This window comes from Streptomyces sp. NPDC017940 (genome assembly GCF_044328435.1).
In the GTDB taxonomy this organism is placed as follows: domain Bacteria; phylum Actinomycetota; class Actinomycetes; order Streptomycetales; family Streptomycetaceae; genus Streptomyces.
Genome location: NZ_JBIRHJ010000002.1, coordinates 198,800 through 213,491, shown reverse-complemented (window position 1 = coordinate 213,491; position 14,692 = coordinate 198,800). Strand labels below are relative to the sequence as shown.

The window sequence follows — 14,692 nt, the reverse complement described above, 5'->3', positions numbered from 1 at the left end:
ACCCGGACCCCCTCGAGGCCCCGAGAATCAATCACCCCACGTCCGGCGCCGAGGACGTGAATCCTGACTTTCCCAGGCACCGAACCCATAGATCATCATTTGTCGCTTCGTGTCCGCATAGCTCGAAGCACGGTCAATTTAGACCATCGAGGCCAGTGTGTAGAGGGGGTGTGTGTAATTTGTGCTCAACCTTTGAGGCCGGGTACATCGAACGGTGCCCGCCCCCGGGTGCCCCGACGGCGGTGATGTGTTGGTTGACCTGCGACGACGGGGGATCTCCGGGGTGCGGACAGCGGCGTTCCCCGGGTGGTCACGAGCTGGCAACTTGCCTGCGCCCAGGGGTTGTTGCTCCTCTCGGGTCGTCCGTTCGACACCCCGAGGTGTCCGTCCCGGGCGCTACCCGTAGGGCATCGACCCCACCGAACAGGTCTCGCCCGGGCCCCCGCAGCACCGCCACGCGGGGCACGACGAGGGCTGCTACGTCATCAGCGGCACGGTGCGGTTCACCTTCGGCTCGCAGGAGTGGCGGCGGACCGGGACATGGCTCCCTGAGCGGTTCCGGCGCCGGGGCCGGACATGCGTGCCGGTGCCGGTCCTGGGGCGGGGGGCTGTGCCGGGGGGACGCCGCACAATGGTTGCCGGTTGCCCGCTCCCGGTAAGGAACTCCCCGTGAACAGACCCCGTACGCTGATCGTCGGTGCCGGAATCTCCGGTCTCGCTCTGGCCAAGGCCCTGCGGGACCGCGGCCTCGAGGTGGACGTCGTCGAGCGCCGAGCCGACGGCGGCGGAGCCATCGGCGCCGGCCTCTACCTCCCGGCCAACGCCGTCAGGGCGCTCCGGAGCCTCGGCGTGGGCGACGAGGTGGCTGAGCGGGCGCAGCCCGTGACGCGGCAGCGGATCCACGACCACCGCGGGCGCCCGCTCACCGAGTTCGAGGTGGACCGGGTATGGGGCGAGGTCGGCCCCTGCCGGGCGATCACCCGGGGCGAGTTGCACGAAGTGCTGCGTACGGCGGTCCGCGCGGGCGGGGCCTCCGGCGTCGACGAAGGCCGGGGCGCCGCCGTCCGGGCCGCCACCGAAGTGACCGCGGTGACCGACGAGGGGACCGTGACCTTCGCCGACGGCACCACCGGCGCGTACGACCTGGTGGTGGGCGCCGACGGCATCAACTCGACGGTCCGGCGCACCGTGTTCGGCGGCCCGGAACCGCGCTTCCTCGGCCAGCTGTGCTGGCGGTTCATCGCCGACGACACCGCCGTGCCCGGCATCACCGACTGGACCGCGCGGGTGGGGGACAGGGGCCGGACGTTCCTGACCGTGCAGCTCGGCGGCGGTCGCGTCTACTGCTACGCCGACATCAACAGCCCGGTCCCCACTCCTCCGGCCGGCGACTGGCGCACCCTCTTCGCGGACTTCGGCGGCCCGGTACCGCGACTCCTCGAACAGGGGGCGCAGGCGTACTTCGCCGCCCTGCACGAGAGCCGGAGCACCGCGTGGACCCGTGCGCGTACGGTCCTCGTCGGTGACGCCGCCCACGCGTTCTCACCCAGCATGGCCCAGGGCGGGGCGATGGCCCTCGAGGACGCCCTGGTGCTCGCCGACACGCTCCGCGCCGAGCCCGACGTGCCCTCGGCCCTGGCCGCCTACCAGGCCAGGCGCGCGGGCCGGGTCGCCTGGGTGGTCGCGCAGAACCACCGCAGGGACAAGGCCCGCAACCTGCCCACGCCGCTGCGCAACCTCACCTTCCGCAGGGCGGGCGAACGCCTCTTCAAGTCCAACCACGCGCCTCTGCACGCCCTTCCGTAGCGCGGCCCGGCGCCGGGAGAGCGGACCGGTTCCGGTCGCCATCCGCTCGCTGCGCGCAGACAGTTGTGTGACGTCGCGTCCGGGGGGAATGTGCTGCTCGATCCGCCACCTCGTACATTGCTCCCAGAGATCGTTGTTTCCGGATCCCGGACCCTGAACCGGAGAGGACAGTGTGTGACGCGCAGGACAAACGAGCCGAGGAGCCCGCGCAGGTACCGCGGGAGCAGCTTGTCCGTCTCGAGGAGGAGGTGGACCACCTCAGACAGGCCGTGACCTCGCACGCCACGGTCGACCAGGCGATCGGAGTGGTCGTCGCCGTGGGGCGGCTGACGCCCGAGCACGGGTGGGACGTGCTGCGGGAGGTCTCCCAGCACACCAACATCAAGCTCCGTCACATCGCGGAGCTGGTCGTGGCGTGGGGGCGCACCGGTGAGCTGCCCTCGGAGGTGCGGTCCCAGCTGGAGTCGAGCATCGGCCGGCGTTCCGGTCCCGCCGCCGCGGACGGCACGGCTTCCTGACGCGGGCTCCCGCCGGCCTCGGGGTGGGTGGGAGCTTCGTCGTACCGGGCACGTCCTCGCGGCCGGGGCCGCGGGGCAGGACGGGACGGCGGCGAGGCGGGACGGCCGCGGCGCAGGGTGGCCGCGGGGCGGGGCGGGTCAGCGCAGGTCGGCCGGGGGGCCGCCGCGGTGAACGCCGTCCGCGGCCTAGTCGGTGAGGGCGATGTGGGCGGTGACGCGCTTGCCGTCGGGCAGGCAGTGGACCTGGAAGTGCCGGGCGACGGCCATGACGATCTCCAGGCCGTGCTGGCCGATCCGGTGCGGGTCGACGGTGCGGGCGGCCGGACCGGCACGGGCACTGTCCTGCACGGTCACCTCGACGGTGCCCCCTGCGATGCGCAGCTCCATGCGCAGGGGCCCCGGCGCGTACTTGCAGGCGTTGGTGACCAGCTCGCTGACCACCAGCTGGGTCAGATCCATGGCGCGCGCGGAGACCACCACGTCCTGGTCGGCGCGGGCGCAGCTGAGGAAGTCGACCGCGAGGTGACGCGCGGTGGCGATACAGGCGTCATCGCCGCTCAGCGCCACCGCCGTGGCTGCGACAGCGGCGCCCGGCACCCCTGCGTCGTCCCTGCCGGCTGACTCCACGCGTTGATCACCCTCGCTCCCGTTGTCGGCCCGGCTACCCCGCTCGGCCCGTATCATGCTGTTCTCTCTCCCACGGCTTTCCGCGGCCGCTTCCCACGCTCTCCGAATTCCCACGCTCTCCGCGGCTTCCCACGGCTTTGCGCGGCGGGCTCGGCAGGGCACATGGTGACAGACCCACGTTCTGCGAGGATGGGCTGCATGGATGTCCGGGGTGGGGACCAGGTGCCCGTTACGTCAAGGTGGACGGAAGATGCGCGACGACGGCGGTGACTCCGGCAGCAACGGTGACGGTGCCGTCGGTGGCGACGGTACGCCCCGGGACGAGCGGCCGCGCGACGAGCGGCGGCAGCGCGCCGCCCTGCTCGAGGACAGCCCGGAGGATCTGTACGAGCACGCCCCCTGCGGGCACCTCTCCACCTTCCCGGACGGCACCATCGCGAAGATCAACACCACCCTGCTCGACTGGCTCGGCTACGAGCGCGGCGACCTGGTGGGCCGCAGGACGTTCTCCGAGCTGCTCACCGTCGGCGGGCGGCTCTACCACGAGACGCACTTCGGCCCCCTGCTGCGCATGCAGGGCGAGGTCAGCAGCATCGCTCTGGAAATGCGGACCGCCGACGGCAGCCGACTGCCGGTCCTCGTGACCTCCGCCGTCCGAACGGGTGACGACGGGCAGCCGCTCCTGATCCGCACGACCGTCTTCGACGCCCGCGACCGCCGCGCCTACGAGGACGAGCTGCTGCGCGCCCGGCAGGAGTCGGAACGGGAACGCGAGCGCCTCAAGCGCCTGAACACCACGCTCCAGAACACCCTGCTGCCGCCCACCCTGGCGAACGTGCCCGGCCTGGACGTCGCCGCGCACTACCACATCGCCTCCACCGACGAGGTCGGCGGCGACTTCTACGACCTGTTCCCGCTGAGCGCGGGCACCTGGGGGATCTTCCTCGGGGACGTGTGCGGCAAGGGCGCGGCGGCAGCGGCCGTCACCTCGCTGGCCCGCTACACCCTGCGCGCCGCCGCCGTCTACGACCCGGATCCGGCCGCCGTCCTCGCCAACCTCAACACCGTCCTGAACCACGAGTACAACGGCGACGACCCGCGGTTCTGCACCGTCGTCTTCGGCTTGCTCACCCCCGACAGCGACGACGGCGGGTTCCGCGTCACGCTGGCAGGCGGCGGCCATCCGCCCGCGCTGCTGCTGCGCGCAGACGGCCGTGCGGACTACCTCCCCACCCCCGGCGGCCAGCTCGTCGGCGTCCTGCCCGACGCCCACATCGCCACCACCAGCGTCCGCCTCGACGGGGGCGACACCCTGCTCCTCTACACCGACGGCCTCACCGAGGCCCACGCGGCGGGCCACGGCCGCTACGGCGACGAGGCGCTCCTGGAGTTCGCCGACGCGCTCGCCCCCACCACCGCGACCGACGCGGTGGCGGCGATCCGGGAGCTGCTCGACACCTTCGGGGCCGGTGTGGACGACGACGCCGCCGTCCTGGCCCTGAACGTGCACCGCCGCGCCGCGGCGAAGGGCGGTCGGTGACCGGGCGTGGCCCGGTCGGTCAACGAGCGACGGGTGCTGTTCACGCCCTGTGCAGATGGCCGATTTCAACCGGTATCCGGTGAGACAGGCGGCACCGCCCGACCGGACGTGGTGCGGCCACGGCCGTGGTACTGCTTCCATTGACAGGTCCACGGACCATACTGGTCGCGTCCCGATCACCCACAGAACGACTCCATGGCCAAGAACAGCACCTCACCGAACGCCGCCCCCGACACCGCGTGGCTGGGGCGCGGGCGCCATCTCGGGCCCGAGCCCGAGCAGGACGTCCGGCGCAACCTGATCGCCCTCCAGGCGGCCGGGGTGCTCGACGACTTCCTGGACCTCGACCCCGTCGAGGCGGCCCGCCCCTCCGTCCTGCACCCGCGGGACGAGTCCGCCGACCCAGGACCGTCGGCCCGCCGCCTCTTCGAGGCCCGCTGGCGCACCGCCGACGACGTCACGGTGCGTGCCCAGCTGACCACGTACGACCCGGAATCGCGCCGCAAGGAGGGCGAGGGCGTCACCTGGGTCCTGGCCGCGGAGGCGGACCGGGCCTGGGAGCCGGACTGGCCCTCGCCCGCCACCATGTTCTGGCCCGACAGCGACCGGGTCCCCTGGGACAACGACACGGTGCCCGGCGTGCGCCTGCGGGCGGCGAATCACCTGCCGAAGGACGACGACGAGCTGCGCCACCTCCTGCGGGACTGCACCCGGCAGAGCTGGTTCGTGCACGTCGTGGTGCACGAGGCGATGACGCCGGACGCGGCGGGGCAGCGGCCGGTCTCGACGTTCCTGCCGCCGAGCCTGCGCCACCTGGTGATCGAGCACCGGGGCACGCCGGAGCAGGCCCAGATCGCCGACTTCGCGATGAAGCGCGAGCTGGGCGTGCGGATGCCGCGCGGCGGCGCCGTCGTCCTGCCGAGGGCGCCCCAGGACCCCGACTACGACGCGGAGCGCTTCACCGTACGCAGTGTGTTCCTCGACGGCTCGGAACCGGCCGAACTCCTGGCGCGCGTCAAGGAGTTCGCGGCCCGGCCGTGGCCGCTGCCCGAGGAGGCCGAGCGAGCCCTGACCCGGTTGCGCCAGGGGTGGCACCTGCTCACCCCGGACGAGGAACTCGCCCACGCCCAGGGCATGGTCGCCAAGTACGCCGAGGCGCTCGACGCCATGACGACATCCCGCGACCTGTACCGGGAGGCGGCCGAGGCGGCCCAGGCCGCGCTCGCCGAGGTGACCGGCGGCGGCACGCCCGGGGCGGCGGCCCCGGGAGCCGCAAGGACGGAGGGCTCCCCGCTGAAGGCCCTCACGAAGGCGTTCGGACGGTTCCGGGACCCCGGCAACAAGTAGGGCGGCCAGGGCGCGCCGCCCTGCTCCCGGGGCTCGCGGCCGACCTCCGGGGCCCGCGGTAGGCCTCCCGGGGCCTGCCGGTCCGAGGCTCGGAACCCTTCACCCGGAGGGCGGCACGTCCGTCGTCACAGGGCGCGGCCGAATTCGAGGCGGTGCGCGAAGTTGTCGTAGCCGGCCCTGGCGAACGCCTTCACCATGGCGGTGTTCGCGGCGTCGCAGTCCCCACGGATCTCGGTGGCGCCGTTCGCCGCGAGGACGCGTGTGCCGCGGACCGCGACCGAGGTCGCGTAGCCCTGGCCGCGGTGGGCCGGTGCGACGCCGACGAAGCCGAGCACGGGCGTGACCGCGTTCTCCGCGGGCAGGCTGATCACCGCCGGTGAGCCGTCGGCGGTGTAGCCGATCTCCCACCACCCCGGCTCGTACCGGAACTGGCCCATGTGCGCGAAGAGCTGCTCGGCGGCCCCCCGTGCCCCGTACTGCTCGACGTCGGCGCTCAGCCGGGCGTCCGCGGTCCGCGTGAGCAGGTTCGCCAGGAGGTCGATGAACGGGCGCGGGCCGAGGTCGGCCAGGCTGCGGAAGGTCAGCCTGGGGTCGTCGTCCGGCAGTTCGGCGGGCACCCGCAGGCTGAATCTCCGCCCGTCCCGCAGGACCCGGAAGCCCGCTTCCCGCAGCAACTCGCTCCGCCGCTCCGGGTCGCGCTGGAACTGGGGAGGCTGCGCGGGCGAGTCGACGACGTGCCCCAGTTCCTCCGCCCCGAGAGCACGCGCCCTGGCCATGGCCGCCTCCAGGAGGGCGGGGCCCGCGTCGGCGGGGTCGGCGGGCGGCTCGAACAGGACGAACGAGTCCGGGACGTCCTGCCCCGGCATGGCCCACAGCACCACGCTGCCCAGCAGGCGCCCCTCGCCGTCATCGGCGACCAGGCACCACTCGGGCCTGCTGCACCGCGTGTCGAACAACTGGACGAGGTACGCGCTGGTCGCCGCGTTGCGCTCGGTGTCGTCGGGATGTTCGACGAGGGCGGGGATCTCGTGGGGGTGGGCGGGTCGTATCAGCGTCATGGCAGGCCTTCGCGGGGTAGGGGTAGGTCACCGGTGCCGGGGCGTGTCGGTGCCGGGGCGTGTCACGGGGTGCCGGGCGCCGGAGCGTGTCAGACGGCGGCGAGGAGATCGTCGAGCGGGGCGGGTACGCGGTCCGGGTCGAGGGCTTCGACGAGGACGCGGCCGTAGCTGATCTTGCGCCCCTTCTTGGTGCCGAGGAAGCGCCGCAGCTGCTGGTGCGGGGTGCGGTCCTGCTGGGCGGGCTGGCGCTGGAAGGTCCGCAGGGCGCGCAGATCGCCCTCCGCCCCGACCAGCTCCTCCACGCGTGCGACGCCGAGCGCGCGGATGAGTTCGTCCTCCAGGTCCGCCGCGCAGACGAAGAACTCCTGCTCCGCCGCGCCTGCCCGCTCGAGGCCGCGGGCGTAGTAGCGGCGCTCCGCCTCGTCGCACAGGCCCGTGAGGCGCAGGCCGAGGCCCGGGGGCCCGAGGATCCTGGCGAAGCGGGCGGCGCTCATGGCGCCGCCCATCGACAGGACGCAGACTCCTTCGTCCGCCAGGTCCCGGCCGCGGCGGGCGGCGAGCGCGCCGACCGCAGCGACGTCGCTCGGCCCCTCGACCAGGACGACCGTCCGCACGTTCAGCCGCACGGCCCACTCGCGTGCCGGGTCACCGGGGCCTCCGGCCGCCCACGCGGTGACCGCGTCGCGGAACGATCCCATGTCAGCCATGGGAGGAGTCTGCGCCCTTCGCGGTCACCGCGGTAGGGAATTTCCGCCGGTGCGCGGATCACCGCCGCTGACCGTCGGTCACCCCGGCGGGGCTCGGCGTCGGTCACCCCGGCGGGCACGGCCGGGCGTCTGTCACCCCGGCAGGCGCGGCTCGGCGTCGATCGCCCCCGGGCTCAGCGGCACAGCGCCATGTCCACGAGGCCGTCCACGCGCTCCATGACGCCCTTGTCGCTCGGCTGCGTGGTCACCGCGATGTCGGCGGCGGCGCGCAGATCGCCCCTGACTCCGCCCCGGGTCTCGTAGCCCGTGGTGCTGCCGCCGTGGCCCCAGTAGCGGCCGCCGCACGACAGCGGCCTGCTCACGATGCCGAGGCCGTAACGCGCGCCGGGCCCGAAGTACTCGGCGGGGACGGTGGTGCGCATCTGGCGGAGCTGCTCCGCGGGGAGGAGATCGCCGGACAGCAGTGCCGTGTAGAACCGGTTGAGGTCGGAGTTGGTGGAGATCATCTGACCTGCGGCCCAGGCCCAGGAGGGGTCGAGCTCCGTGCCGTCGCGCAGGGGGGAGCCCGGGGACTCCTGGTAGTAGCCCTTGGGGTGGGGTTCCCGGATCCGCACGTCGCCGTGCGCGGGGAAGTAGGTGTGGCGAAGGCCGATGCGTTCGATGACGCGCCGGTCCAGTCCCTCGGCGAGGGGGCGGCGTGTGACCTTCTCGACGAGCATGCCGGCCAGCACGTAGTTGGTGTTGCTGTACTGCCAGTCCTTGCCCGGTGCGAAGACGGCGTCGTGCTGGAGGGCGATGTCGAGGAGTTCGCGGGGCGTGTAGGGGCGCACGTCGTCGCTGAGGTACGGGACGTAGTTGGGGAGTCCGCTGGTGTGCTGGAGGAGATGGCGGACGGTGATGCGGTTCCCGTCGATGCCGTTCCCGCGTACGAGGTCCGGCAGATAGGTCTCGATCGAGGTGTCGAGGCCGATCTTCCCCTCCCCGACCAGTTGCAGGACGACCACCGCCGTGAACGCCTTGGTGTTGCTGCCGATCCGTACCTGACCGTCCCATGGCACCTTCGACCCGGTGGCCAGATCGCCGACGCCCGCCGTGTACGTACGCGTGCGGTGCCCGCGCTCCTTGACGCTCGCCAGCGCGGCCGGCACCCCGTCGGAGCGCACCAGCGCGTCCAGTCCCCGCTGGACGGGGTCCGCCCCGGTCGGGGTGGACCCCGCCCGGCTGGCGGCCGCGGCGGCGGGCACCCCCATGACGCCCGCCGCCATGACGCCCGCAGCCACCGCGGCCACGGCCGCGACGACGCCGCGCCGGCCACCTCGCTGCCGAAGCCGCCGAAGCTGCCGAAGCCGTCGAACGGAAGAACCACACTTCTGCCTTGCCTGCTCACGCACGTGCTGACTCCTACGGAACGAAGAACCGACGCTGGGTGCTGTCGAGCTCCACGTTTCCGGAAGTGATCATCCGGGACGATCCTGCTGACCGCCCGATCCGTGGTGGGGCCAGCCCCCGCAGCGGGCCGCGTGCGCGCCCCACCCGCTGTTCCTGAAGGGGTGCCGGGAGCCCCAGGGAGTAACCGGACGCCTCTGCCCGGCGGTCGAGTAGCCTCGGGACTTTCGAGTTGATCATTGGAGGTCCACCATGCCCACCAAGACAGTGCGGATCCCCACCCCGGACGGACAGGCCGACGCGTTCGCCGCGTTCCCCGAAGGCGGCGGCCGGCACCCCGGGGTGCTGCTCTACCCGGACGCCTTCGGCGTGCGGCCCGTCGTCGAGGACAGGGCCCGCGAACTGGCCGGGCACGGGTACTACGTCCTCGTACCGAACGTCCTGTACCGGCACGGCCCGGCGCCGGTCGTCGAACTTCCCGCGCACATCGACGCGGAGTCCCGCCCCGGGCTCTTCGCCCGGCTGGTACCGCTGATCGAGGAGCACACCACCGAGCGCGTCCTGAGCGACGCCGACGCCTACCTCCGGTTCCTCTGCGCCCAGCCCGAGGTCGGCGCCGGAGCGGTGGGCACGGTCGGCTACTGCGTCGGTGCCGTCCTGGCGGTGCGCACCGCGACGGCCCACCCCGACCGGGTGGCCGCCGTCGCCGGGTTCCACCCCGGGCAACTGGTCTCCGAAGCGCCCGACAGCCCGCACCTCCTCGTCCCCGAGCTGACCGCCGAGGTCCATCTCGGCCTCGCCGTGGGCGACATGACGCAGGAGGCCGTCGTCGCGTTCGACAAGGCGCTGGATGCCGCGGGCGTCGACTCCACGACGGAGGTCTACCCCGACACCGTCCACGGCTTCACCATGCCCGACACCGACGCCTTCAGCCCGACCGGACTCCAGCGCCACTGGGACCGCTTGCTCCCTCTCCTGCACCGTGCCCTGTCCGACGACGGCTGAGCACGCGCGCGTCACCCGAGGAAGGCCGGGGGACCCGAGTGACGCCCGGTGCGCGGGGGTAGAGCGCGAGGGACCGATGTGTGCGAGGGAAGGGCGACGACGTATGGACAGCTCCGTCTCCAAGGGCTCCGCGCGGGCGGGTCTCGCCCTCGGCGCGGCCCTGCTCTCGGCCGCGCTCTGCGCCACGGCGAGCGCCGCGGCGCCCGAAGTCGCGGGCGGGGGCACGGGAACGGCGGCCGTCGCGCCCGCGCGTGCCTGCCCCATCGTGTACTTCGACCTGGGCGAGACCCTGGTGCACACCGCGGCCGACGGCACCACCGGCTACCAGCCCGGCGCGGCCGCCTACCTGCGGGCCCTGCGTGAACGCCGCGTACCGGTCGGCCTGATCACCAACGTGCCGTCCTCCTGGGGCGCGACCGACGCCGAGCGCGCCGCAAGGCTGCGGCAGGAGGTCGACGCGACCTGGCGGGGCTCCACGCCCTTCCCCTGGGAGGACTTCGGCGGCCGCGTCCTCACCCCGCGCACCGAGGCGGAGCGCAAACCGGCCCCTACCCTGTGGCAGCGGGCGAAGGCCGGTTCGGGCCGCTGCCTGGTCGTCCATCAGGCGGAGACGGCTGAGGAGGTCAGAGCGGCTTCCGAGGTCGGCTTCGTGCCGTACCAGGTCGGCCGACCGCACCGGCCCGCGTTCCTGCCGGTCCGCCTCGTCGAACTCCTCGACCGGCGGTCTCCCGCTTGACCACCCCGCTGCGCAGCAGCAGTTGGAAGACCCCGAGCAGCACCGCCGTGGCGAGCGCGCTGTGCCACAGCAGGGCGTCCAGGCGCCCCGCGGCGAGATGGGCGCCCGCGGCCAGCGCGCACACCGCGCGGTCCACGATGCTCTCGACCGACAGCAGCGTGGCACGCGGGGCGTGCGCGGGCACGGCGTCGTTCACCAGCTTGCGCTGCACGGGGTACGCGAAGCCGGTCGCGGCGGCGAACAGGCAGAGCAGCGCGACGACGGCCCACGGCCCGCCGAGCGCCATGGCCGCGAGGCTGCCCGCGAGCGCGAGGCTGAGGACCGAGACCCAGGCGACCGGCGGCAGGCGGCGGCTCAGCCACCGCGGGCGGGCCGACGCCACCGCCTCCGCCACCGTCATCGCCGCCATCACACCGCCGTGCGAGGCCTCCGCGATGCCGTGGTCGATGAGGATCGGCTGGAAGAGGTCGACCTGACAGATCCGGGAGAGCGTGAAGACCGCCACGCCCTGCACCATCACCAGGGCCAGCCACCGCGAGGAGGCGACACAGCGCAGCGCGGCGCCCGCGTCCCGCAGGAAGGCACCGCGCCCGCCGCGCCCGCCGTCCGCCTTCCCCGCACGGCCGCCCGCCGCACCACCGCCCCCCGTACCGCCGTCGACCCCCGCGAGGCGGGGCAGCGCCACGGCGCAGACGAGGGAGCCCGCCGCGCCGGCGGCGCTGAGCAGGTACGGAGTCGGGTGCGCCACCGCCATCAGGGGCCCGACCAGCGGCCGGCACACGACCTTCGCGACGAGCCCGAGGGCCCGGGCGGTGCCCTCCGCCCTCAGATAGTGCTCGTCGCACCCCTCGGCGCGCAGACCGTCGTACAGATAGGCGCTTGCCGCTCCCGAGGTGAGGGGCCGGCCCGCGGCGATGGCGAGGAAGTGGACGAGGAAGCCGGTGTAGGAGGCGCTGACCACCGGGACCAGGTTCGCCGCCGTCATGACCACCGCTCCCGCGCGCAGGCAGTTGCGGGTGCCGATCCGGTCGGCGATCAGACCGGTCGGGATCTCGAACAGGCAGAACGCCACGTAGTAGACGCTCTGGATGCCGAAGATCTGTCCGTCCGAGAACCCGGCCGCCTTCTGGTAGGCGTAGAACACCGGCATCCACCACAGCAGGTTGAACAGCAGCTGGAAGCCGTAGTTGAGGTGGATGACGCGGCGGGCCGTGTCCGTCAGGCCGGCGGGTGCCGCCTTGCCGGAGGGCGCCCTCACAGCGCGTACGGGCGGATCTGTACGAGCCGGAAGTCGCCCCGGTCGGTCATCAGCCACTCGATGTCCAGCGGCCTGTCCACGTCGGGCGCGCTGAAGTGCGCTTGCAGGAGACGTCCCGTCAGGGACAGGTCGGCGAGCCGGGCGCGGGTGGCGGCGGTGAGCCCGGCGCCCCAGGAGCCGAGGGCGACGGTGCGGCCGCCGCCCTCGACGGTGTTGTACAGGTACTGCTGCGGCAGGACCGAGCCGTCGACCACCTGCTCCGGGGAGCCGGGGGAACAGTTGAGGTAGACGTTGCGGAAGTCGCCGCGGCGGGTCGGGTCGCAGGTCACGAGGACACCGCCGAGGTCGGCGGGCACGTACTCCTGGACGATGACGCCCATGTAGGTGTCGTCCAGGGAGATGCCGGCCTCGTGGCGCAGGCGCACGCTGCGGGGCGAGAGCAGCGACGCCCACACCTGGCCTACGGCCTCCAGGAGTTCGCCGGTGCCGTGGACGGTGGTGACGGAGTCGTGGACGCCCGCCGCGGAGAACCCCGGGAGGTCCTCGGCGTTGGACGAGGAGCGCACCACCAGGCGGCCGTGCGGCCCTGCGGGCGCGGAGAAGGCCGCGCCAACCGAAGCCGACCGGTTCCGCGTCCTTGACCAGGAGGTCATCAGGCGGGGTACGCCGGTGCGGCACACCCTCCGCTACCGCAGCCGTGACGGCGGCGCGGGCCGGGCGGTGGGCCACCGCTTCCCCGTGCGGGAGAACGGACGGACCTGCGTCGCCGGGATCTACGTCGACGTCACGGACCAACTGCGCGCCACGGTGCGGCGGCAGGAGGCCGAGGAGAACCTACAGGCCCTGCGCCGACCACAGCGGCCTGCCCTGCGCGCTGCTCTCGGCGAACGGCCGCGTGATGGAGGCGAGCGCGGCGGCGGCCACCCTGTTCCGGGTCGGCGTGCACGACCTGGTCGGCCGCCGCGCGCACACCCTGCTCGCCCCCGAACCCGGCCTCGGGCTGCTGCACCGCCGCTGGAACGGCCTGATAGCCCGCCGCACCAGACGTCTCGAAACATCCGCGGTGCTCGTGGACGCCCGCGGACTACAGCGCCGCGCGCAGCTCCACCCGACGACGATCGGCCACTCCGCCGCCCGGGCCCGGCACGTCTGGGCCGTCGTCACCCACCAGAGCCTCGCCCACGAGGCCCATCCGTCGCTCACCGCCGCTCAGATCCGCATCCTCTCCCTCCTCGCGGAGGGCAGCAGCAACGGCGACATCGCCACCTCGCTGAAGCTGTCACGGCAGACGGTCGACTACCACCTCAGCCGCCCGCGGCACCTCCTGGGCGCGGCGACCCGCCCGGCCCTCGTCGCCCGCGCCTACGTCCTCGGCATCCTGGCCCCCCCCCGCGCGTGGCCGCCCCGCTCCGCCACGGCGGCCCACCCGTCCAGCACCGTCTGACCGGGAGGGGGCGCGGGACGGGTCAGGCGGGGCGGCGCAGCCGGACAGGAAGCGTCTGGTGGCCGTTGCTGATCAGCGAGCCGAGCGGCTGCAACTCCGTCACCGGCACGGCGAGTTCCAGATCGGGGAAGCGCTCGAAGAGCAGCCGCAGAGCCGTGGCGACCTCCATGCGCGCCAGCGGGGCGCCGAGGCAGAAGTGGACTCCGTGACCGAAGGCCAGGTGCTCCTTGACCGGGCGGCCGATGTCGAAGGTGTCCGCGCTGTCGCCGTGCAGGGCGGGGTGCCGGTTGGCCGCCGCGTAGGAGGCGAGGATCGCCTCGCCCTCGGCGATGGTCCGGCCGTCGGGCAGGGGCACGTCGGTCACGGCGTACCGCAGGGGCAGGTGACGGATGGCGGGCTCGAGGCGGAGGGTCTCCTCGACGGCGTCGTTCCAGTCGGCCCTGCCCGTCCGCAGCAGGGCGAGCTGGTCGGGGTGGGTGAGCAGTTGGGTGATCGCCTGGTCGATGACGTTCACCGTGGTCTCGTACCCGGCACTGACCATGAGGAGCAGGGTGTCGCGCAGCTCGTCCTGCGACAGGCCGCCCTCCTCGTCCGTGTCGCGCGACGCGATCAGGAGGGACGTCATGTCGTCGCCCGGCTCGGCGCGCTTGGAGTCGATGAGCCTCTGCAACGCCCCGTACAGCGCCGCGGTGTTGGCCTCGGACTGCTCGGCGGTGAGGGTGGTGTCGAACACGCCGTCCACGACCTGGCGGAAGGCGTCGCGCTGGTCGGCGGGTACGCCCATGAGGTCGCCGATGACCGCGATCGGCAGCGGGTAGGCGAGGCGTTCGCGCAGGTCCACCGTCTCACCGGGGGGCAGGGCGGCGAGTTCGTCGAGGATGCCGGTGACGACGGCGTCGATGTTCCGCTGGAGCGCGGTGACGCGGCGGTGGCTGAAGGCGGGGGCGACCATGCGGCGCAGCCGCCGGTGGTCGCCCCCGTAGGCGGTGAACATGTTCTCCACCGCGATCCACAGGGCGAGCGGCCAGCGCCGCACCGTCTCCTCGAACCGCGGCCAGTGGGCGCGCGCGTCCTTGGAGACGTTCGCGCTGGTCAGCAACTCCTTGAGGAGCGCGGGATCGGACACGGACCAGGCGGTCACGCCGAGGACGTCGACAGGGACCGCGCTGCCGTGCTTCCGCAGCTCCCGGTGCTCGTCGTGGGCGCGGGCCCCGGTGGGGTCGAGCGTGATCGGGTCCGTGGGCGAGACCATGGCGGAAA

13 protein-coding genes and 2 pseudogenes are annotated in these 14,692 nt (G+C 73.3%); 8 read left to right on the top strand and 7 right to left on the bottom strand.

Annotation, left to right across the window (positions count from 1 at the left end; translation table 11 throughout):
- Nucleotides 1-430: 430 nt before the first annotated feature.
- The 3 genes and pseudogenes from ACH4DX_RS07070 to ACH4DX_RS07060 all read left to right on the top strand — a co-directional run.
- Nucleotides 431-523 (top strand): annotated as a pseudogene (locus ACH4DX_RS07070) (cupin domain-containing protein); the annotation flags it as partial.
- A gap of 146 nt (nt 524-669) precedes the next feature.
- Nucleotides 670-1,806 (top strand): FAD-dependent monooxygenase, encoded by a 1,137-nt coding sequence (locus ACH4DX_RS07065; RefSeq protein ID WP_398154321.1) that lies wholly within the window; start codon nt 670-672, stop codon nt 1,804-1,806.
- A 170-nt stretch (nt 1,807-1,976) separates the two neighbouring features.
- A complete protein-coding gene (locus tag ACH4DX_RS07060) occupies nt 1,977-2,324 on the top strand; it encodes an ANTAR domain-containing protein (RefSeq protein ID WP_398114175.1) in 348 nt (115 codons plus the stop codon).
- 186 nt (nt 2,325-2,510) lie between these two features.
- Here ACH4DX_RS07060 and ACH4DX_RS07055 read toward each other — a convergent pair whose 3' ends face one another.
- Nucleotides 2,511-2,951 (bottom strand): ATP-binding protein, encoded by a 441-nt coding sequence (locus tag ACH4DX_RS07055; protein WP_398114173.1) that lies wholly within the window; start codon nt 2,949-2,951, stop codon nt 2,511-2,513.
- A gap of 250 nt (nt 2,952-3,201) precedes the next feature.
- Here ACH4DX_RS07055 and ACH4DX_RS07050 point away from each other — a divergent pair, with 250 nt between their 5' ends.
- Nucleotides 3,202-4,491: a PP2C family protein-serine/threonine phosphatase gene (locus ACH4DX_RS07050; RefSeq protein WP_398154320.1), complete on the top strand. Its 1,290-nt coding sequence runs from the start codon at nt 3,202-3,204 to the stop codon at nt 4,489-4,491.
- A 195-nt stretch (nt 4,492-4,686) separates the two neighbouring features.
- The gene (locus tag ACH4DX_RS07045; protein WP_398154319.1) at nt 4,687-5,838 is read left to right on the top strand and encodes a hypothetical protein; all 1,152 of its coding nucleotides are present in this window, start codon (nt 4,687-4,689) and stop codon (nt 5,836-5,838) included.
- Nucleotides 5,839-5,963: 125 nt separating this feature from the next.
- Here the strand turns inward: ACH4DX_RS07045 and ACH4DX_RS07040 are convergent, their stop codons facing one another.
- From ACH4DX_RS07040 to ACH4DX_RS07030, 3 genes are all read right to left on the bottom strand, one after another.
- On the bottom strand, nt 5,964-6,896 hold the full coding sequence (locus ACH4DX_RS07040) for a GNAT family N-acetyltransferase (RefSeq protein WP_398154318.1): 933 nt from the start codon (nt 6,894-6,896) through the stop codon (nt 5,964-5,966).
- A gap of 89 nt (nt 6,897-6,985) precedes the next feature.
- Nucleotides 6,986-7,603 (bottom strand): TOPRIM nucleotidyl transferase/hydrolase domain-containing protein, encoded by a 618-nt coding sequence (locus tag ACH4DX_RS07035; protein ID WP_398154317.1) that lies wholly within the window; start codon nt 7,601-7,603, stop codon nt 6,986-6,988.
- Between the two features lie 173 nt (nt 7,604-7,776).
- Nucleotides 7,777-8,868, bottom strand: coding sequence for a serine hydrolase domain-containing protein (locus ACH4DX_RS07030; RefSeq protein ID WP_398154744.1), 1,092 nt, complete (start codon nt 8,866-8,868; stop codon nt 7,777-7,779).
- Between the two features lie 373 nt (nt 8,869-9,241).
- Between ACH4DX_RS07030 and ACH4DX_RS07025 the strand changes: the two genes are divergently transcribed.
- Complete coding sequence (locus ACH4DX_RS07025; RefSeq protein ID WP_398154316.1) at nt 9,242-9,994, top strand: dienelactone hydrolase family protein; 753 nt, start codon at nt 9,242-9,244, stop codon at nt 9,992-9,994.
- Nucleotides 9,995-10,097: 103 nt separating this feature from the next.
- On the top strand, nt 10,098-10,730 hold the full coding sequence (locus ACH4DX_RS07020) for a hypothetical protein (RefSeq protein WP_398154315.1): 633 nt from the start codon (nt 10,098-10,100) through the stop codon (nt 10,728-10,730).
- Here the strand turns inward: ACH4DX_RS07020 and ACH4DX_RS07015 are convergent.
- Together ACH4DX_RS07015 and ACH4DX_RS07010 are read right to left on the bottom strand one after the other, a co-directional pair.
- Nucleotides 10,618-11,988, bottom strand: coding sequence for an MFS transporter (locus ACH4DX_RS07015; RefSeq protein WP_398154314.1), 1,371 nt, complete (start codon nt 11,986-11,988; stop codon nt 10,618-10,620). The genes ACH4DX_RS07020 and ACH4DX_RS07015 overlap by 113 nt on opposite strands.
- A pseudogene (locus ACH4DX_RS07010) lies at nt 11,985-12,569 on the bottom strand (PEP/pyruvate-binding domain-containing protein); the annotation flags it as partial. The pseudogene ACH4DX_RS07010 and the gene ACH4DX_RS07015, both read right to left, overlap by 4 nt.
- A 317-nt stretch (nt 12,570-12,886) precedes the next feature.
- On the opposite strand from ACH4DX_RS07010, the gene ACH4DX_RS07005 reads away from it, so the two are divergent.
- Entirely contained in the window at nt 12,887-13,432 is a 546-nt protein-coding gene (locus ACH4DX_RS07005; protein ID WP_398154743.1) for a LuxR C-terminal-related transcriptional regulator, read from the top strand.
- Between the two features lie 22 nt (nt 13,433-13,454).
- Here ACH4DX_RS07005 and ACH4DX_RS07000 read toward each other — a convergent pair whose 3' ends face one another.
- Nucleotides 13,455-14,684 carry a cytochrome P450 gene (locus tag ACH4DX_RS07000; RefSeq protein ID WP_398154313.1) on the bottom strand — a complete coding sequence of 410 codons (1,230 nt, stop codon included), beginning with the start codon at nt 14,682-14,684 and terminating at the stop codon, nt 13,455-13,457.
- Nucleotides 14,685-14,692: the final 8 nt, after the last annotated feature.

Bases quoted from the DNA above. Each gene is read 5' to 3' on its own strand.
- ACH4DX_RS07050 (WP_398154320.1), top strand. From the start codon at position 3,202: ATGCGCGACGACGGCGGTGACTCCGGCAGCAACGGTGACGGTGCCGTC.
- ACH4DX_RS07000 (WP_398154313.1), bottom strand. From the start codon at position 14,684: ATGGTCTCGCCCACGGACCCGATCACGCTCGACCCCACCGGGGCCCGC.
- ACH4DX_RS07005 (WP_398154743.1), top strand. From the start codon at position 12,887: ATGGAGGCGAGCGCGGCGGCGGCCACCCTGTTCCGGGTCGGCGTGCAC.
- ACH4DX_RS07030 (WP_398154744.1), bottom strand. From the start codon at position 8,868: ATGGCGGCGGGCGTCATGGGGGTGCCCGCCGCCGCGGCCGCCAGCCGG.
- ACH4DX_RS07040 (WP_398154318.1), bottom strand. From the start codon at position 6,896: ATGACGCTGATACGACCCGCCCACCCCCACGAGATCCCCGCCCTCGTC.
- ACH4DX_RS07045 (WP_398154319.1), top strand. From the start codon at position 4,687: ATGGCCAAGAACAGCACCTCACCGAACGCCGCCCCCGACACCGCGTGG.
- ACH4DX_RS07020 (WP_398154315.1), top strand. From the start codon at position 10,098: ATGGACAGCTCCGTCTCCAAGGGCTCCGCGCGGGCGGGTCTCGCCCTC.
- ACH4DX_RS07025 (WP_398154316.1), top strand. From the start codon at position 9,242: ATGCCCACCAAGACAGTGCGGATCCCCACCCCGGACGGACAGGCCGAC.
- ACH4DX_RS07035 (WP_398154317.1), bottom strand. From the start codon at position 7,603: ATGGCTGACATGGGATCGTTCCGCGACGCGGTCACCGCGTGGGCGGCC.